The 19,737-nt window shown below is 50.5% G+C and carries 10 protein-coding genes and 1 pseudogene; 8 read left to right on the top strand and 3 right to left on the bottom strand.

The genetic code is table 11. From position 1 onward, the window contains the following. Positions 1 to 22: 22 nt before the first annotated feature. Together ACN0UY_RS05375 and ACN0UY_RS05370 are read right to left on the bottom strand one after the other, a co-directional pair. On the bottom strand, positions 23 to 1,396 hold the full coding sequence (locus ACN0UY_RS05375) for an MBL fold metallo-hydrolase RNA specificity domain-containing protein (protein WP_417665681.1): 1,374 nt from the start codon (positions 1,394 to 1,396) through the stop codon (positions 23 to 25). Between the two features lie 43 nt (positions 1,397 to 1,439). Continuing rightward, positions 1,440 to 1,508, bottom strand: a pseudogene (locus tag ACN0UY_RS05370) (hypothetical protein); the annotation flags it as partial. Between the two features lie 81 nt (positions 1,509 to 1,589). On the opposite strand from ACN0UY_RS05370, the gene ACN0UY_RS05365 reads away from it, so the two are divergent. From ACN0UY_RS05365 to pgsW, 4 genes are all read left to right on the top strand, one after another. Further along, a complete protein-coding gene (locus ACN0UY_RS05365) occupies positions 1,590 to 4,286 on the top strand; it encodes an EAL domain-containing protein (protein WP_417665680.1) in 2,697 nt (898 codons plus the stop codon). A 117-nt stretch (positions 4,287 to 4,403) separates the two neighbouring features. Beyond that, entirely contained in the window at positions 4,404 to 5,609 is a 1,206-nt protein-coding gene (gene pgsB / locus ACN0UY_RS05360) for a poly-gamma-glutamate synthase PgsB (protein ID WP_417665679.1), read from the top strand. After that, positions 5,606 to 6,181 (top strand): poly-gamma-glutamate biosynthesis protein PgsC, encoded by a 576-nt coding sequence (gene pgsC, locus ACN0UY_RS05355; protein WP_417665678.1) that lies wholly within the window; start codon positions 5,606 to 5,608, stop codon positions 6,179 to 6,181. Before pgsB ends, pgsC begins: the two co-directional genes overlap by 4 nt. Positions 6,182 to 6,208: 27 nt before the next feature. Continuing rightward, a complete protein-coding gene (gene pgsW / locus ACN0UY_RS05350; protein ID WP_417665677.1) occupies positions 6,209 to 7,360 on the top strand; it encodes a poly-gamma-glutamate system protein in 1,152 nt (383 codons plus the stop codon). Between the two features lie 105 nt (positions 7,361 to 7,465). Here the strand turns inward: pgsW and ACN0UY_RS05345 are convergent, their stop codons facing one another. Further along, a complete protein-coding gene (locus ACN0UY_RS05345; protein WP_417665676.1) occupies positions 7,466 to 8,647 on the bottom strand; it encodes a DcaP family trimeric outer membrane transporter in 1,182 nt (393 codons plus the stop codon). Positions 8,648 to 8,986: 339 nt separating this feature from the next. Here ACN0UY_RS05345 and acs point away from each other — a divergent pair, with 339 nt between their 5' ends. The 4 genes from acs (at position 8,987) to ACN0UY_RS05325 (ending at position 19,733) form a co-directional block, all read left to right on the top strand. Then, positions 8,987 to 10,930 (top strand): acetate--CoA ligase, encoded by a 1,944-nt coding sequence (gene acs / locus ACN0UY_RS05340; RefSeq protein WP_417665675.1) that lies wholly within the window; start codon positions 8,987 to 8,989, stop codon positions 10,928 to 10,930. 3 nt (positions 10,931 to 10,933) lie between these two features. Then, a complete protein-coding gene (locus tag ACN0UY_RS05335) occupies positions 10,934 to 11,581 on the top strand; it encodes a response regulator transcription factor (protein ID WP_128351253.1) in 648 nt (215 codons plus the stop codon). Between the two features lie 126 nt (positions 11,582 to 11,707). Next, entirely contained in the window at positions 11,708 to 15,640 is a 3,933-nt protein-coding gene (locus ACN0UY_RS05330; RefSeq protein ID WP_417665674.1) for a S8 family serine peptidase, read from the top strand. A gap of 97 nt (positions 15,641 to 15,737) precedes the next feature. Next, complete coding sequence (locus ACN0UY_RS05325) at positions 15,738 to 19,733, top strand: S8 family serine peptidase (RefSeq protein WP_417665673.1); 3,996 nt, start codon at positions 15,738 to 15,740, stop codon at positions 19,731 to 19,733. Positions 19,734 to 19,737 lie beyond the last annotated feature (4 nt).

The raw sequence follows: 19,737 nt of genomic DNA, 5'->3' as shown, positions 1-19,737 counted from the left end.
AATTCCTTTACGACTGCAGGCATCATACAAAGGAAACATCACCAGTAACATACCCGCCGGCTGAAATCTTTGTCGCAAGCGCCTTTTTCGCACTATCTTCGCCATGCACGAGGCGCACGTTATGCACCGGCTTTACCGAGGTTTGTAAAAACTCCAACAGTTCGCGCTGGTCAGCGTGTGCCGAATAGCCACCTAAGGTGTGCACACGGGCCCGAATTTCATAGCGCTGATGGTCAAGCACCACGTAACCGCCACCGGGGGCATGTTCCTGAATGTCGCGGCCGGGCGTATTCGCTGCCTGATAACCGACGAATACAATGTCGGTGCGCTCATCATCCAACAATGCCTTGAGGTAGTTCACGATGCGCCCGCCGGTACACATGCCACTGGCGGCCAGGACAATCGCCGGTTCGCCACTGGAGCGCAGTAACTCGATAATTTGTTCATGCTGTTGGTGGCTTTCTACGACGTGCAGGCGCTCGAAGTTTAATGGGTGGCGATCATCAGCCAGGCGCTGTTTCGCTTCTTCGTCCCACAAGGCTTTCAGGCGTCGGTACTGCTTCGTGTATTGGCTGGCCAGCGGCGAGTCTAAAATGACTGTCATTTTTCGCCAGTCTGGGTCTTGATGCATGATGTCTTCAATTTCATACAACAGCTCTTGGGTGCGACCGATACTAAAAGCAGGAATAAGTACGGTGCCTTTATCAACGAAGGCTTTCTCAATCACACTTTTCAGTCGCTGTTGGCGGGTTTCACGGTCTTCGTGCAACCGGTCGCCATAGGTGCTTTCGAGCACCAAGGTGTCGGCATATTCCAGTGGGGTGGGGTCTTGCAGTAGAGGGGTGTTTTTGCAACCCAAATCACCAGAGAATACTACCCGTTGCGGCAAGCCTTCATTAGCTTTCTTCTGCTCTTGCTCGAATTCAACATACGCCGAACCCATAATATGCCCTGCGTTACGCAAGCGCATGCGCCACCCATGTTCCAACCCAAGCCACTGATCAAGAGGTAGGGTACGGAGCTGGGACTGCACCCCACTTAATACCTTTTCAGGGTAGGGGAAGCGGGTGACCTTCATGGCATCGGCTAGCACCAATGGCAGCAGCTGGGCGGTGGCAGGGGTACAATAAATGGGGCCACGAAAGCCGGCCAACAGCAAGCTGGGTAGTCGACCAACATGATCAATGTGGCAATGGGTGACGACTAGGCCAATCAGGTTATCAATATAAAAGTCGATGTCTTGCACCCGCCGATCAAAGTCGTTGTATTCCACATCGCGCCCTTGAAACTGTCCGCAATCGACCAGCACGGATGCGGTTTCGGTGAGATAAAACTCGTGGCATGAGCCGGTTACGCCCTGATGCGCGCCGTGATGAATAATTTGATTAACGTCCATGTTGGTGACTCTTGATAAAATGAAACTGAATATGTCATAAAATTTAACATGATATTATGATTTGCGCATGTATTTGTGGGAAATATTGGGTGACAAATTCTTTACATTGTGATCAGCCAAAACGATCTAGTCATTCGTAGTGTGTTGTGGTTATATTGAACCCATAACAATTATAAAAAATTGGGGCGAGGGCATGCGCATAATTCAGGTGGATCAACAAGCCAAAGCTGTCGTGAATTTGGTGCTTGGGGCAGCATTATTTATAGCAGCGTTTGTGATCTTGCTGTATCGGTTGTTTGAACCGACCCAGCTGCAAATTTACCATTCGTTAAGTTCTTCTTTATTAATTGCGGCATGCGCCAACGGTATTGCCTTATTAACCTACGATTTAAATAGCCAACGTGAATGGAAGCCCGCCGTGTCGCGGGTGTTCGCGGTACTTGCCATTATTGCCTCAGCCGATGGTTTGGCTGGCAACTTATTCGATAGTTTCGATGCACAAATTCACCCAAGCCTTTACATTGCGAGCGGCATAGCAGGTTTGTGGATGTCGCTGCGCTTACGGGCGCATTGGGCCATTCGGGCACAACGCATTATTGCTGGCGTTGCAGCACTGGGGCTGGCGGTGGTGCTGTTAATGCATTTTGTGCTTGAAACGCCACTGCTGGCACGTCACCCTTCTGGCAGTTTGGTTGCCGGTGCTTTGGTGCTAATTACCCTGATTGCGCTGTGGAACCTTAGTACCGCTAGCGAGCAAGAATTGCCCTGCGTGAGTTTGCTAACCACGACCATTGTTCTGGCGGGTTTGCTGATTTCTACCAGTATCGGCGTGGTGCTGTTTCATAACGAAATGAACGAGTTGCGTGACCGGGGCGAAGAGGCGGCGGTTAACTTGAATATTGCGCGCCGGGCGGCGGGTAACGAGCATGTAAGCACCTTGAAGCGCTTAGCTGAGCGCTGGGAAAACTACCCCGACAGCATTCATAACAGTTTGATGGAATTGGACATGAATGCGTTTTTGCGTGATGTCGACTTCTTAGAAAGTATTATTTTGCGGCGCGGCACCGAACTTATGTGGGAACGTTCACGCGATCGCAACACCTCTTATAAAGAAATGTACCAAAATGATGGCTATGTTCAGCAGCAGTTTGATCCGTTGCGCAAAGAAGAAGTGCAAATGCTGGTTGCATCACGCGCGAACACTGAAGATGGCGCACGGGTTTATATCCATATTCCGATAGATTTTAAAGACGACAATTACGAGAAAGGCTACTGGGGTATTTTGGCGGTCATGAACGTGCCGCAAATGCTGAGCAATCAGACGCTAACGTACCGTTCACCGATTTATACCTACACGGCAATATCCAACGGTATGTTGCTTGATCAGCACGGGCATTGGGTAACCAGCCCAACCTTGGATTACTTGCACAACCATGCGCTGTTTTTGTACGAAAGTTCATTAGAAACCGAGTTCACTACCGGTACGCCAATTTATTCGTACATGTACGACTTGCAAGAAATGCAGGCGCGCGCCAATTTGCAAATTCTGGTTACTTTGGCCGGTATCGCGATTGTGTTGTTCATGGCGCTAACCATTGAGCGGAACCGTGAGTTGGTGGTGCAGGGGCGGCAATTGCGCTTCCAGGCTGAACACGATGCCCTAACCGGGTTGTACAACCGCACCACCATTGAACACATGATTGCCGACCGTTTCCATAAGCAGCGTGACTTAACCGCCATGTTTATTGACCTGGATGGCTTTACGCTGATTAATGACAGTTTAGGCTTGCAAGTAGGTGACCGCTTACTGCAAGTGTTGGCGCAGCGTTTAACGAACATTATTGGCAAGCGCGGCATGTTGGCGCGTTTCGGCGGCGATGAATTCTTAATTGTGATGCAGAAAATGCAGGGCGATGAGGAAGGCTTGGCAGAAATTACCAGCAAAATCTTGAGCGCTGTGGCGCAACCTTACCGCATTATGCACCACAAGATTTACCTGACAGCCAGTATTGGTGTGGCGCATCAAACGGAAGATCAGTATGCGCCGTTGGAGCTTATTCAGCGCGCCGATATGGCCATGCATCAAGCCAAACGCCAAGGCCACAACCACGTACAAATTTATCAGGACAGCATGAGCTTGCAGTTCAAGTCATCGGCGGCGATGCGTTCGAGCTTGCAAGAGGCCATTGAGAAGAACCAATTGACGCTGCATTATCAACCCATTGTGCGCTGTAACGACGGTGCCACCGTTGGCTACGAAGCGTTATTGCGGTGGGAGCGTGAGCCGGGTCGATTTATCTCGCCAACCGAATTTATTCCATTGGCAGAAATGACCGGTCAGATTATTCCGTTAAGCGAGTGGGTATTCCGTCGTGCGTGTGAAGCTGCGGTTACCTTGCAAGAACATGGGCCGTGTAAAGTGGCGGTGAACTTGTCGACGCTGCACTTTAATCGTACTGAGTTCACGCCGTTTTTGGAGCAGACGCTGGAAGAAACTGGCTGTAATCCGGAATGGCTTGAACTTGAGCTTACCGAAAGCATCTTGATGGAAAACACCGACTATGCGGTTGAGGTTTTGCAGAACCTGCGCGATAAGAAAATCAGTATTTCCTTGGATGACTTTGGTACTGGCTTCTCGTCACTGAGCTATTTGAAGCGGTTGCCGGTGGACAAGGTGAAGATTGATCGCAGCTTTATTGCGGGCATTCGTACCCATCGATCAGATCGGGTGTTGATAGGCTCGGTGATTAAGATTGCGCAAAGCTTGAATTTTGCGGTCGTAGCCGAAGGTGTCGAAACGCCGCAGCAAGCTGAGTTTGTCACTGAATTGGGTTGCAACTACATGCAGGGCTTCTATTTCGGTCGACCCATGCCGTTGGACGAACTCTAACCAGTTAGCATTAGCGTCGCACGCCGGCGCTTATGTAAATCCTTTGTTAATGACGATCTTTTGGGCTATTAATTACATACACTTATGCATGTAATTAACAATCCAAAGGTCGCCAAGATGTCATTTCCCTTATTGTTGAGCATTGTGGTGCTGCTGTGGCTGCTGTTGGTGGCTGGTGGCGCCTTCGAAGCTTTACGCCATAAACTGCTGTTGCGTTCCATTCCGGTGCGCGTGCATGTAAACGGCACCCGCGGTAAAACCAGTGTTACCCGTCTTATTGCTGCTGGCCTGCGTGGCGGTGGCAAGCGTGTGTGCGCCAAAACCACCGGCTCTGCCGCGGCAATGACCGACCCCGAAGGCCGTGAGTTTCCTATCTACCGCATCAGCGGTGCCAACATCATTGAACAGATGCGCATGCTCAAACGGATGGCCACGCTAAAGCCTGAAATTGTGGTGGTGGAGTGCATGGCGCTGCAGCCGCACTATCAGAGTTTAAGTGAATTGCGCATGGTGCGCTCTACCGTGGGGGTTATTACCAATGCCCGTGCCGATCACCTGGATGTGATGGGGCCCGGTGAGCGCGATGTGGCATTGGCATTAGCGGGCAGCACACCGGTGCGCGGTGATCTGTTTACCGCTGAGCGCGACTTGCTGGATGTGTTTCAGGAGTCGTGCCAAGACCGCCGCAGCACGCTGCACGGTGTAACTGAAGATGAAGTTACCGCCATTCCCGATACCGTACTCAGCCAATTCAAATACGCCGAACATGCCGAGAACATCGCCTTGGCGTTGAACGTGTGTGAATTCTTAGGTGTTAGCCGCGAAGATGCCTTGCAAGGCATGCTTACTTTGGAGCCGGAAGCTGGTGCAATGCAGGTGCTGCATGTGCGCTACTTTGAACGTGAGTTGGTGTTTGTGAATGCCTTTGCCGCCAACGACCCGGAATCGACCGGGCGTATTTGGGAAACCATGCTGAAAAAGCACGGCGAGGGCCGCCGTTCGATCATGCTGATTAACTGCCGTGCTGATCGCCCGCATCGGTCACAACAAATGGCTGAAGCGGTGGCGCAATGGACTCCCGGCAGCAAAGTTATCCTGATGGGCTCCGGAACCTTTATTTTTGTTCGTGAGGCCATGAAATATGGCCTTGATCCAGACACCTTACTTGTTATGGAAGGCGCCCACATGACCGAAATCACTGAAGTGCTGCTGGAACAGTCGCAGGGTAACGCGCTGATTGTTGGCATGTGCAATATTCATGGCGGAGGCGAAGAAGTCGCTCGCTTTTTCCAAAACCGCGCAATTGAAGAGGAAGACGTATGATAGCGCTTAATATATTGGCCGTAGCTATAGGCATTGGGCTGTTTTTTACGCTGCTACTGACCCAAACCCTGGGGCTAGCAGCTGGTGGCTTGGTTGTACCCGGTTACGTGGCGCTGCAACTGACAGATCCGTTAAGCCTGACGCTGACCTTAGTGGCCGCCTTTGTCACCTATTTGATTGTGAAAATTGTGTCCAGCTTCGTGATTGTATATGGCCGCCGCCAAACCATTATCATGATTTTAACGGGCTACATTATCGCAGGCCTGTTCGACTTGTTTGTCGGTAATTTAGTGAATTGGACCGACTTGCAAATGATAGCCGGCACCGATGATGCGCAAGCCCAAGTGCAGACGCTGGAATCGAGCTTCATGATGTCGGTAATGGAAAGCAGCATTATTGGCTACATTATTCCGGGCTTAATCGCCATCTGGTTTGAACGCCAGGGGGTGCTGCAAACCTTGTGTGGATTAGCGGTTACCGCCGTGTTGGTACGTTTGGCATTGATTGTGATTATGCCAGAGTCACTGCACATGTACGAAGCGAGCCGTGCGTTTGAAATGCCGGGCTGGTAAGTCACGCCAACAGGAGTTGATATTGGTATGAGTAAATTTACAAAGATTTATTGGCGCTCATCGGGCGTGCCGCTATGGGGTCAGGTATTTTTGATTGCGTTGGCGTTGTTAGCCATGGTGCTGGCCGAGAATTTGCGGCAGCGTGACCCGGTGGTGGATGACAACTATGCCACCATGGTGAACGCAGCCAAAATAATGCGCGACGGCATGGATGTGCTGCAACCGATGCGCGCGCAAATGGCGCCGATTAATCCCGAATTTGACCCACAGCGTTCGGGCTTGGTGGGCTTAGAAAATTCAATTATTACCACCAACCAAGGCGGGCGCGAGTCGAAGCAAACAACAGTGAACCCGAACTGGGCCGCGGTGGCTGTGAAATTAATGGCGGACGCCGGGGTCGGCCGTGGCGATTTGGTGGCGGTGACCATTTCTGGTTCATTTCCTGCCATGAACTTAGCGGTGTATTCGGCTTTGGAAGCGCTGGAAGCGGATGCGGTGATTATTGCTTCGGCTTCATCTTCGCAGTGGGGCGCAAACGTGCCGGGCTTCAGTTGGTTGGACATGGAACGCGCCCTGCGTGACGCTGGCGTATTGTCGCTAAAACCGATTTATGCGTCTTTGGGGGGCATTGAAGATCGCGGCATCGGTATTTCAGAAGAGGGCATTGTGTCACTGCGGAATTCCATTGAACGCGCCGACTTGAATATGATTGAGCCTGCGAACTATCAAGAAGCGGTGGCGGACAGGATTGCGATATTCCGGGAATACTCGGCAGATCGTAACTACAAAGCTTTTGTGAACGTGGGTGGTGGCGCAACCATTGTTGGCCCGCCGGGTATTGACGATATGTTCAAGTCGGGGTTGCAAAAAGATGCCCCAGCACGTGCTTTTGCGGTGGATACCGTTATGGGCTATTTCTTACAAGAAGAGATACCTGGCATCCATTTTATTGGCATTAAGAACTTGGCGAATCGTTACGGTTTACCTATTGCGCCGGTTGAACCTGTGCCGGTTGGCAACGGCGGCATTTACTCGTCTACTGTTTATAACCGCTGGCTTGCACTAGCACTTGGCCTCGGCCTGTTCGGCATGACCTGGTTGATTGTGCGCTCAGCACGCATCACCAGTATCTTTAATCGCGCCGGCAATCACGGCAAGATCACCAAACCGATGGTTTGAGGAACTGAAAAGGCGATATTAGCCGTTCGATATTAGATATTCGCAAAACAAAAAGGCACCTCGCGGTGCCTTTCTAATATCTATTGGCTAATATCGTACTTGCAGTTAGAAGCTGTACATCGCCATAAACTGCAGGCGGGTTAAATCGCCGTCTTGGCCAGATTCGTTTTTACGTTGTGCCAGCGACAATTCGCCACCGAAGGTCAGCTTTTTATCGACTGAATGCATCACGTTGAAGCCAACGCGCTGAGTGAATTCAGTGGCTAATGAACCTTCTAAGTTATCGGTATTGTCGGCCCAGCCGCGGCTGTAAACGATGTTAGAACGGGTTTTGTCGCTCCAGTTGTGACGGTAAGCGAAAGTCACACCCATTACGTCCAGCGTTTCAAGGCTGTTGTTTTGGTCAACATACGCGCCATTAAAGGTATTTAAACCTAAATACCGGCCGATACCTGAACCTGCGGTAAACGACGCACGAATATCGTTGCCGTTATCAAAGGCAAACTTACCGCCTAAGGTAACGCCGTAACCGGTTGCGGTTTCGTCACTGCCATCACTGTCAAGGTCATAAGCCAGTTGGCGTACTAAGCCCGCTACGCTGTAGCTTAAGTTGCCGCTTTTGCCTTTATACTTGGCGGTAAAGTCAGGCATGATGCCTTCGCCAGTTGCTGCACGCGATACCGCGCCGCTAACTGGGTCAACCAAGCTTACTGTGGTTTCTGGGTTCTCGATAGAGAAGCTCCACGCGCCGCTGCTGTAACGCACTTGTGGTTGGCGCATAAACACCATACCGTCAGTTGCGCCAACGAAGTCGACCGATTCAGGCAAGATGCTTAAGTCTTGGAAGTTTGACCACGCTTGGCCAATCATCCAGTTTTTGTAAGTCAAATAGGCTTGACGCAAGCGTGGTGAGTACGAGTTGGTGATACGCTCGTCGCCGCTTGGTACCGTCAAGAAGTCGATTTCGATGCGACCGCTAATGTCTTCGCCGTTTTCAAGCTGTTGTTTTACGTCGAAGAAGAAGCGAGACTGGCGTGCATGGAAGTCGGTGACTTGGTCGTCGCCTTGACCGCCAACAGGCGTTAAGCTAGGAATGTAGAACTGACGGCCGATGTTTTTGTCGGTTCCCGAGCCGGCTGAACCATCACCGTAGTCAGAAATCATGGCGTCGAGTTTAACGTAACCGCTGAATGACCATTCTGGCCCCTCTGCGGCATGTGCATTCATGGCTAAGCTGGCAAAAACTGCACTGGCAACTAGCGATTTGGTTAGAGTTTTTTGCAACATTGCTGTGCTCCTGTTTTGTAAGACGTTGTTCGTTATTCGTACGCTTCGCTGTTCGTCCGCTTCGCTGTTCGAATAGCGCGAAGCGCGGACGAACAGAGAGCAAAGCGAACGTACGAATGACGAAGCACGTAGTTTCTAAGCTTTTAACATGACGCGCTAATTATCAATCTAGACTATGGTCTAATGGCTTGATCGCGCGCAATAACTGAAGGTATAGGGATGAAAAACAAGAGCGATATTAGCTATTAGCTATTGGATATTAGCAAAACCCGAAAAACTGCTCTTCTTTCTCTAATATCTAATAGCTAATATCGAACTCGCAGTTCACTAGGAGGTTCTATGCAACATGAAGTTTATAAAGTGCCGGCGGATGCGAAAGCGCGGGCGCATGTTGATAATGACAAGTATTTAGCCATGTATGAGCAGAGCGTGAAAGACCCAGAAGGTTTTTGGCGTGAGCATGGCCAGCGTATCAGCTGGTTTAGCCCGTTTAGCAAGGTGAAGAACACCAGTTTTGCGCCGGGTAAAGTGAGTATTAAATGGTTTGAAGATGGCACCTTGAATGCGTGCTACAACTGCGTTGACCGGCATTTGGCGGAGCGTGGCGATAAAACGGCGATTATATGGGAAGGTGACGACCCGAGCGTTAGCGAAGAGATTAGTTACAAGCAGTTGCATCACGAAGTGTCGCGGTTTGCGAATGGTTTGAAGAAACTCGGTGTGCAAAAAGGTGACCGGGTTGCGATTTATATGCCGATGGTGCCGGAAGCGGCTTACGCGATGTTGGCTTGTGCGCGTATTGGTGCGGTTCATACTGTTATTTTTGGTGGCTTTTCGCCGAATGCAATTGCCGATCGCGTGAATGACTGCGGTGTGAAAGTTATCGTGACTGCTGACGGCGGTCGTCGTGGTGGTAAAACCACGCCACTGAAAGCGAATGTTGATGAAGCTTTGCGTGGCGGACGCTGTCCGTCAGTTGAGCATGTGGTGGTGGCGAAGGTTATTCATGAAGAAACCGAGTGGGATAACGACCGCGATGTGGCGTGGGACCAGTTGGTTAAAGACGTGCAGACTGAGTGTCAACCTGAAGTGATGAACGCGGAAGACCCATTATTTATTTTGTACACCTCAGGGTCTACCGGTAAACCGAAAGGCGTGTTGCATACTACCGGTGGCTACATGGTGTATGCGTCGATGACGCACGAGTTGGTATTTGATTACCACGAAGACGATGTGTACTGGTGTGCCGCCGATGTGGGTTGGATTACCGGGCACAGCTACATTGTGTACGGGCCATTGGCGAACGGCGCAACCACCTTAATTTTTGAAGGGTTGCCAACGTATCCAGGTGTCGGCCGCATTGGTGAAGTGGTGGACAAACACAGTGTGAATATTCTGTACACGGCACCGACAGCCATTCGTGCGTTGATGTCAAAAGGCACGGCGGCGGCAGAAACTTCTACCCGTAAGTCTTTGCGCACGCTGGGTTCTGTTGGCGAGCCAATCAACCCAGAAGCTTGGGAGTGGTATTACAAGGTGATTGGCGAGAGCCGATGCCCAATTGTGGATACCTGGTGGCAGACCGAAACGGGCGGCATCATGATCACGCCATTGCCGGGTGCAACCGACTTGAAACCGGGCTCAGCCACGCGGCCATTCTTTGGTGTGCAGCCAGCCTTGGTGGATGCCGATGGTAATGAGCTTGAAGGTGCCGTTGACGGCAACTTGGTACTGAAAGATTCGTGGCCGGGGCAAATGCGCACGTTGTGGGGCGACCATGAGCGCTTTGAGCAAACCTATTTCTCTGCCTACAAGAACATGTATTTCACTGGCGACGGTGCGCGCCGTGACGAAGACGGTTTCTACTGGATAACTGGCCGTGTGGATGACGTGTTGAACGTTTCTGGTCACCGCTTAGGCACTGCTGAAATTGAATCGGTGTTGGTTGAACATGCGAAGATTTCTGAAGCTGCGGTAGTGGGCTATCCGCATGACGTGAAGGGCCAAGGTATTTATGTGTATGTGTCAGCGATGGCCGGCACCGAAATTACTGACGAGCTGACCAAAGAAGTGCGCGACTGGGTGCGCAAAGAGTTAAGCCCAATTGCCACGCCTGACTTCATTCATTGGACAGCTGACTTGCCGAAAACACGTTCAGGCAAAATCATGCGTCGTATTTTGCGTAAAATAGCTGCCAATGAGTTTGAAAACTTAGGTGATACCTCTACGCTTGCGGATCCGTCTGTGGTAGATTCGTTAATAGAGAACCGCTTGAACAAGTAGAGCATGGCGAAATTTTTAATAGCTGATGATCACCCGTTGTTTCGCGAGGCGCTGCAAGGCGCGCTCGCGAATCATTATCCCGAGCTTGAATTGCGTGAGGCTGGTGATCTTGATGCGACCCTTGCCGCTTTAAATGACGATGACGATCTTGATCTGCTGCTGCTTGACTTGCACATGCCAGGCAGTGGCGATTTATATGGTTTGATTCGTATCCGCGAAGACTTCCCTTTATTACCCGTAGCGATTATTTCTGGCTCAGAAGACCCTGCTGTTGTTGCCAAATGCATTGGTTTTGGTGCCTTGGGTTTTATCCCGAAGTCACTGCCTTCAGCTAAAATTGCGGAAGCCATTGATGTGATTTTACAGGGCGACACCTGGGTGCCTGAAGAAATGCGCGGACGCTTAGACAACTTGACCGATGAAGATCAACAACTTGCCAAGAAAGTGGCAGATTTAACCCCGCAACAATACCGCGTGCTGTATTTGCTGCATGAAGGTTTGCTCAACAAGCAAATTGCCTACCAACTTAATATCACTGAAGCGACCGTCAAAGCACACATTACTGCTATTTTCCGTAAACTTGGCGTATATAGCCGTACGCAAGCAGTACTGCTGGCCGAGCGCCTGCAGTTAGAATCCAACCTAAGTTAGTTACACCCTTGAAACATCCTGTTACAACCTTTAAACAAAATTTGTTTATTTGTTAACAGCTTGTGGTAATTTCTTCTGCTGCGAATAGTTAATGTCGCACACACCTCATGGACAGAAGGAAGAGCAATGACAACAATTATAACAGCTCGATGGTCACGTTTGGCCATTGCCGTTGCTGCTGCATCAAGCGTTTCAGTGGCCGCCGCTCAAGAGTTTACTCGAGTTGACACCAACGCCCCAGTTACTGAACACCGAATCAATAAACAGTTATCGAAGATTCCAACGCGCATTGCAGATGAGCAAAAAGCGTTTACTGATGCAAGACGATATTTGATTGAGTTTGTTGAACCTCCAGTAGCTACCTATAAGGGTGGTATTGCCGGATTTACTGCAACATCAGCTGCAGCCAACGGCATGGAGCGTTTAGACCTGAAAGCTAAACCCGTACAAACTTATGCGGGGTATCTTAACAAACGTCAGGATACTGTATTGCGCGAAGTAACCCGCCGCGTGCCTCAATTAACGGCAAAATCGCATATGACGCTCGCGTTCAATGGGGCTGTGGTTGAGTATGCCGGTGATGATTTGAAAGATAGATTACGTGGCATTCCGGGCATTAAAGCCGTGCACGACGATCACCTCATTTCAGTCAGCATGGATGCATCCAACGATTTAATTGGTAGTTCTGATGTTTGGCAGTTGCTTGGTGGCCAAGATGCCGCCGGTAAAGGTATCAATGTTGCTGTGATTGATACAGGGATAGACTTTGATCATCCAATGTTTGCCGATAATGGGCATGATCGTCCAGACCTTGGTATTACTGATGATTTTTGCGCACTAAATACCGGCGTTTGTAATGACAAATTGGTTGTAGCGAGAGCTTTCACGCCGCCGAGTAACGTTGGCCCAAGCGAGACAGCAACGCCACAAGACGTGGATGGCCATGGTAGTCATGTTGCAGGTACCGCGGTGGGTAACCCGACCAGTATTACGTACGATGGTGTAGCGGTGAATTTCTCAGGGGTTGCGCCGGGCGCGAACTTGATGGTTTATAAAGCGTTATACGTTACAACAGCGGGTACCGGTAGTGGCTCAAGTATTAGCTTAGCCGAAGCCTTAAACGCTGCGGCCGAAGATGGTGCTGACGTTATTAACAATTCTTGGGGTGGCGGTGCAGGTGGCAATCCAGCTACAAGCCCGTACGCCGCCATTATGAAATCACTCGATGAAATGGGTGTAGTAACTGTTACTGCTGTTGGCAACGATGGACGTGCAGGTGCCGAAACTATCGGTTGTCCAGGTTGTGTTGAAGAAACCATTACGGTGGCAAGCACACAAACGGGTCGTACCTTTGGAAGTGCACTCGAAGTGACAGGTTTAGATGTCATAGACGCGCGAGTAGCCGAGGGTGATTTCACCATCAGCGAGGCAATTACGGCGGACTTATTGCCAGCATCTCAAGTTGATGTAGCTAATATTGAAGCCTGTAATGCGTTTGCAGCAGAAGCCTTTACCGGGAAAATTGCATTGGTTAACCGTGGTACATGTGCATTTGAGCAAAAAGCAAATAACGTGCAAGTGGCTGGTGCTATTGGTTTGATTATATATAACAACGTGGCCGGTGCGTTTGGTGTTGATTTAGGTGCAGCCACCTTGCCGACAGTGGCCATACTGCAGGCCGATGGCCAGTTGATTGAAACGGACTGGACGGTAGGCATGCAAGCTACGTTAAACCCTACGGTGGCGACTATTGATCAGGCCGTTGTAGATATCATGTCTGATTTCAGTTCGCGCGGGCCGAACGGCGATGCGAACATGCTGAAACCAGAAATTGCTGCACCAGGGCATGGGATTTTGTCAGCCACACCGGGTCAAAGTTATGCGATTCTAGACGGAACGTCGATGGCGAGCCCGCATGTGGCTGGAGCGGCAGCATTGGTTTTGGCAAATAACCCTGAGCTTACACCTAAACAGGTTAAGTCGGTGATGATGACCTCTGCTGCACTTAGCGTGAAGAAAGAGGATGCGCTAACACCTGCGGACCCATTTGATGTGGGTGCTGGGCGTTTAGATTTACCGGCGGCTATTAATGCGGGCATGACCTTTGACAAGGCTTCATTTGCCAATAGCTGGTGCATGGTTGAATGCAGTTTCGAACGCGTTATTACAAGCTTGAATGATACTGAAACCACCTGGAACGTATCGGTAAGTTTTGACGATCCTAATATTGTGGCGACATTCCCAGAAACAATAACTCTTGATGCCAATGGCTCTGTTGATTTCAACTTTGAAATTCGTACTGAGATGGCCGCAGGAGATTGGCGTTTCGGAACACTGACGTTTACGGATGCAAGTGGCACTTATGTTGACGCGAATTTGCCAATTGCGGTTTACAACGCACAGTCTGAATTGGAAACCGGCGTAGCGGGTGCAGTATCTGCTGGTGAAATTGCAGCCAACAGCGATATGACACTGTCCGTAATTACCCGCATGGGAACACTTACTGGCGATGACGTTGAATTAACAGTACAACTTCCTACTGATGAAAATGTAGTCATAGCAGAGGATTCGTTGGTTTTAACAGAGCTTCGTACAACGACAACTGAGTCAGCATACGACGCTACAACGCGAACAATAACCTGGGCCGGTACGCAAACCAATGCCGATAATGTCAGTTTGGCAAACGCAACCTTTCCTTATGCGGGGTTAGGGTTCGACATGCTTGGTGGTGCTACATATTCACTATGTACTACAGGTTGTGATGAAGCAGGCTGGGAACTTCCTATTGGCGCAATCGGCAGCGGTTGGCTTTATGAAGGCCAAAACGTTGATACGATTGCTTTTACATCGAATGGCGTTATGACTGTTGGTGGCTATCAGGGTACATTCCCCGTTCCTGCACGTTTACCCAGTGAAGACGCACCAAGTGGGGTGATTGCACCATTTTGGAGCGACTTCATGTTTATGGCTGCTGAGGGTGAAATTCGCTACGACATTATTAGTGACGGTATTGATACCTACTTAATAATTGAGTGGTATAACGCTGCGGCATATTTTGATGCTACCTATGGTGATGACACTGGCACGCGTTACACGTTCAATGCGTGGTTTAAGTTGGGTACCGACGAAGTATATTTCAATTACATTGACGTAAACCAAGCAGAAATGCCTTATTGGGGAAGCGTTATTGGTGTTGAAAACCTGATGGGCACCTCAGGTGAAACTTATTTCATGGACGACGGCGCAGGCAACGTTTCAGGCACCTACCCAACAGACTTTGATTCATTATTGACCAAAGTTGGGGCAAGCGATCGCGCTGAATTGCAGGTTGATATGAGTATGAACGTTAGCACCTTTGGTGATGTGTCTGCAGCGACACAGACTGGCGCTCATAGTCAGCCTATAGCGATTGATTTGACGGACAGCATAGGTGATCCGAAACGCGACTTAATAACGTTAATTAATGTTAGTAGTGGCGAGCATTCCTATGACGCCTTTATACCCGTGGTGATAAGACCTGAAGGCGATTTGAGTACCGAAGTTACCGCGCAACCAGCCAATGGCACCGTTGTGGTTGATGGTATGACGGCAACCTATACGCCAACCGCAGGCTGGACTGGAACGGATAGCTTTACCTATCGAGTCACCGATGAAGCTGGCGCAACATCAACTGAGAATAGTGTTGAAGTAACCGTAACGAATACGGCACCGGTTATTTCCATTCGCGCGCCAAGCACTGTTTCTGCTGATACAGTTGTCGTTCTGAATGCTGCGGGTACTTCGGACGCTGAAGGCGATACTTTAACGTATCAATGGCAGTTTATTGGTGGGGCTACGGTATCTCTCAGTAACGCAAACACGGCTGCAGCAAGATTCATTGCACCGCGTGTTGACGAAGACTCCGAAGCGAATTTTTTATTAACGGTGTCCGACGGCAGCACGACCAGTCAGCAGACTGTAAAAGTTGCGATAACCGCGTATAAATCAAGCGGTTCATTCGGTTGGTTATTCACCTTGCTAGCATTACCACTGGTGTGGTTACGTCGCCGCAAGGTGTAAATTAACAGGTTAAAAATTACAATTTTTTAAATTTTGTAATTCAATACAAAACGGCGATAGAATGCTTTATCGCCGTTTTTTTATTAAAGGATGTACCATGACGTATCCAACTATCGCAGCAGCCAGTCGTATTGCGCTTGCTGTAGCTGCGAGTTTTACGCTGATTCCTGCCGCGAACGCCCAACAAATAGCCGGCGAACAAACCAAGCAATCTGATATTCAAGTCACCGTGCATGAACGCACCGTGAAAGCGCCGCAGCGCAAAGTGCATCAAGCCGCTACTGACATGCGTGCCGTGCGCAATAGCAACGTGCAGCGTTATTTAATTCAATTACAAGAACCCAGTGTTGCGACCTACAAGGGCGGCATTGGCGATTATGTTGCCACCTCAGCCAAAGCGACTGGGCAAGAACGCATGAGCATGAAGTCAGCGCCTGTGCGCGACTACGCGAGTTTTGTGGGTAAACGCCAACAACAGGTTATGGCAAGTATTCAAGAACGTGTGCCGGAAGCGGCCCTCAAAGGTCAGTTAAATCTCACCTTGAACGCGATAATTGTTGAATATGCGGGTGATGATTTGCCGCAACGGTTAAAAGGTGTTGCGGGCATTAAGTCGGTGCATGCCGACCGTGAAGTGTATGTACAAACAGACACTTCCAATGCCTTGATTGAAGCGCCTGCGGTATGGCAACAATTGGGCGGTCAAGCCACTGCTGGTGCTGGCGTGAACATTGCGATTATCGATACTGGCATTGACCCGGACCACCCGATGTTTCAAGACGCTGGGCACACGGCGCCTGATGTTGGGGTTACCGATGACTATTGTGCAACCGAGCCAACGTTTTGTAATGACAAGCTGGCGGTGGCGCGTTACTTCGTGCCCGCTGGTGCGAACCTTCACCCTGACGAATTTGTTGATTCGCCGGCTGACCTTGATGGCCACGGCACCCATGTAGCGGGAACGGCTGCGGGCAATCCGCTCAGCACCACCTTTAATGGTGTGGCAGTGAATTTTTCGGGTGTAGCGCCGGGTGCCAATATCTTTGCCTACAAAGCGTTGTGGGTGAATGCCGACGGCACCACCACAGGTTCTTCAATTAGCTTAGCGCAAGCGTTAAATGCGGCGGCAGAAGACGGTGCGGATGTGATTAATAACTCGTGGGGTAGCTTGGATAATGGCTTAGCCCCATATGAAGCCGATATTGTGCGTGCCATTGACGAAATGGGTATTGTGAATATCGCTGCAGCTGGCAATGACGGCCCAGAAGAGAGCTCTATGGGCTGCCCAGCGTGTATTGATGAAATGTTTGCGGTGGCGAACACCCAAACAGGGCGTGAATTTGCCACGTTTATGGAGCACAGCGATTACACCGACGCGTTTTATGTGACCGTAGGTAGCGGCAACTTCACCATTTCCAGCGCAATTAGCGGGCCGTTTTTAACTGCTAAGCAAGAAGCGCCAACCAATGAATTGGCGTGCAGTGCGTTCAGCGCCGGTACGTTTACGGATGCCATTGTTTTGGTGCAGCGCGGTACCTGTACCTTTGAAGAAAAAGCTAATAATTTGCAGGCCGCTGGCGCGAAAGCCATGGTGCTGTACAACAATGAAGCCGGTTTTCTTAGCATGGATTTGGCAGCTGCAACCTTGCCGAGTGTGTCGATTGGTCAAGCCATTGGCAATCAGTTGCAACAAGGCTGGTCACCAGGTGAGCAGGTTACTATTAATGCGCCAGAGAAAATTATTAATGCAGATTTGCGTGATCGGCTTAGCGCCAGCAGTTCGCGAGGTCCGAACCGTGACAGTACGTTGTTGAAGCCGGAAATCGCAGCGCCAGGCAGCAATATTCTTTCGGCGTATCCAGGGCAAAGCATTGCCTTGTTAAGCGGTACCTCTATGGCTAGCCCTCACGTGGCCGGCGCGGCTGCACTGTTACGCGCATTGAACCCAAGCTGGACCCATGATCAAATCAAGTCGGCATTAATGACATCAGCGGAAGTTAACATTCGCCAGGATGACAGTGACGATTTAGCCACACCACACCAAGTTGGCGCAGGGCGTGTTGATGTCGCAGCCGCCGCGGATACCGGCATTACCTTTAGCCGCGCTTCGTTAAATGACAATGCCTGCATCGGTACTTGTACCTTTGAGCGCACGGTCACCAATGTCAGCAACAGCTCACGTACGTGGCAACTGAGCATGAGCTTTGATGATGCCAACATGACAGCAGACTTTCCAAGTTCGCTGACGCTGGCGGCTAACGAAAGCAAAGTGCTCAGCCTAACGGTCAATACTGCGTTTGCGGCTGAAGGTTGGCAATATGGTCGCCTTACGCTATCCGACAGCAGCGGCACCTTTGTTGATGCAAAACTGCCGGTTGCGGTTTACACCTCGCTTTCGGACGACACCAGCATTATTTCAGGCGCTGTGGCTTCGGGTGAAGTTGTTGCGGGTGAACCCATGCAGTTGCAGTTTCGTGGTGCGCTTGGATTTACTGGCAACCCGACTGACTTCAGTGTGGCCTTGCCAACCGATGCCGCATTTGCGGTGGATTACGATGCCATTGATGTGACCCTAACGCGCAGTGACCAGCTCAGTTATAGTGCCAATCAAGACACTGGCATGGTGCTGTGGCAGGGCAATCAAAACGATGTGCCGGACACGGTTGCGGTAACCGACGCGCCGGGCTTTGCTTTTGCAGGCATGAGCTTAGACGATGTGGCCATCAGCAAAGATATTACGATCAGTAGCGTTTGCGCCGAAGGCTGTGATGACTTGGTTGCTGAAATTGAATTAGAAGGTGATGGCGCATTCTGGCAATTTGACGGTGCCGATCGCCGCGTGTTCTCAATGTGGAGCAATGGCTTGGTTGAAATGGGGCCGAGCCGTGCGCTGCTTACCGCAAGCGCAACAACACTGCCTGATGAAGCTGAACCAAATGGTGTGGTTGCGCCTCTGTGGAGCGACCTTGAATTTGTAAACGGCGATGGCGAGATGCGTTACGCGCTGGTTACCGAAGGCGCAGATACTTTCTTAGTGCTGGAATGGTTGCGGGCCCGCAGCTGGGTGGCACCCGGTGAAGTGGATGACGGTTCGCGTTATACCTTCAATGTGTGGTTCCGCCTGAATAGTAACGAAGCATTCTTTAATTACGTGAACGTGAGTGACGGCGGCGGGCCTGTTTATGCAACCGCGGTTGGCTTGGAGAATATGCGTGGTACCGTGGGTGAAACCTATTACTACTCAGACACCGCAACAGGGGTTTACCCAGCCAATGGGCAAGCGCTTGTGGCCAGCTTTACCTACGGTGAACGGGCTTCGGTGGTGTTTGATGTACCAGCAACGGTGCGCGACTTTGGTGCGCTGAGCAACGTGAGCGTGCAAGGCAGCACGGGCCGTGCAACCACCATTGATTTTACTGAACAGACTGAGCAGCTGGGCCGCGATTTTGTGGTGTTGATGCAGATTAGCAGTATCGAAAGCGGTGTGGGCGTGGAATACGATGCCCAGTTGCCAATTTTGGCTGCACCGCAGGGTGCCTTGTCAGGCGCTGTTGTTACTTCACCGAGCAATGGTACTGCTAGCTTTGATGGGTTAACGGCAAGTTATACCCCTGACGATGGTTGGAGTGGTACCGATACATTTACTGTGCAGCTTGTGGATAGCGTGGGTGCAACATCTGCAACAGCTACTGTGACGGTTGAAGTGACTAACGCACCACCAGTTGTTTCGGTGTCATCACCGGGTTCAGTGAATTCGGGTGAGACGGTTCGCTTAGATGCTTCGGCAAGTAGTGATGCCGATGGCGATGACCTGAGCTATCAATGGCGCGTAGTAAGTGGCACTGGTGTGAGGTTATCGGGCGCAACCACGGCTGTTGCAACCTTTACCGCGCCGCAAGTGACCACCAATACTACCGTACAAATTGAAGTGACGGTGAGTGACGGCATTACCACCAGTTCACAGATTGTTTCCGTGAGTGTTACGTCTGCGCCGGAGAAAAGCTCAAGCGGCGCGATGCTGTGGTTTATGTTGATATTGGCGTTGCCATTAATTGGCTTGCGTCGCCGTACATATTTTAATGAAAAACAATGAGGTG

It is taken from the genome of Pseudidiomarina sp., assembly GCF_048268165.1.
Classification (GTDB): domain Bacteria; phylum Pseudomonadota; class Gammaproteobacteria; order Enterobacterales; family Alteromonadaceae; genus Pseudidiomarina.
This window is presented reverse-complemented; position numbering and strand designations above follow the sequence as displayed.

Coding starts and splice junctions, on each gene's coding strand:
- ACN0UY_RS05325 (WP_417665673.1), top strand. CDS start 15,738: ATGACGTATCCAACTATCGCAGCAGCCAGTCGTATTGCGCTTGCTGTA.
- pgsW (WP_417665677.1), top strand. CDS start 6,209: ATGAGTAAATTTACAAAGATTTATTGGCGCTCATCGGGCGTGCCGCTA.
- ACN0UY_RS05345 (WP_417665676.1), bottom strand. CDS start 8,647: ATGTTGCAAAAAACTCTAACCAAATCGCTAGTTGCCAGTGCAGTTTTT.
- ACN0UY_RS05365 (WP_417665680.1), top strand. CDS start 1,590: ATGCGCATAATTCAGGTGGATCAACAAGCCAAAGCTGTCGTGAATTTG.
- pgsB (WP_417665679.1), top strand. CDS start 4,404: ATGTCATTTCCCTTATTGTTGAGCATTGTGGTGCTGCTGTGGCTGCTG.
- ACN0UY_RS05375 (WP_417665681.1), bottom strand. CDS start 1,396: ATGGACGTTAATCAAATTATTCATCACGGCGCGCATCAGGGCGTAACC.
- ACN0UY_RS05330 (WP_417665674.1), top strand. CDS start 11,708: ATGACAACAATTATAACAGCTCGATGGTCACGTTTGGCCATTGCCGTT.
- acs (WP_417665675.1), top strand. CDS start 8,987: ATGCAACATGAAGTTTATAAAGTGCCGGCGGATGCGAAAGCGCGGGCG.
- pgsC (WP_417665678.1), top strand. CDS start 5,606: ATGATAGCGCTTAATATATTGGCCGTAGCTATAGGCATTGGGCTGTTT.
- ACN0UY_RS05335 (WP_128351253.1), top strand. CDS start 10,934: ATGGCGAAATTTTTAATAGCTGATGATCACCCGTTGTTTCGCGAGGCG.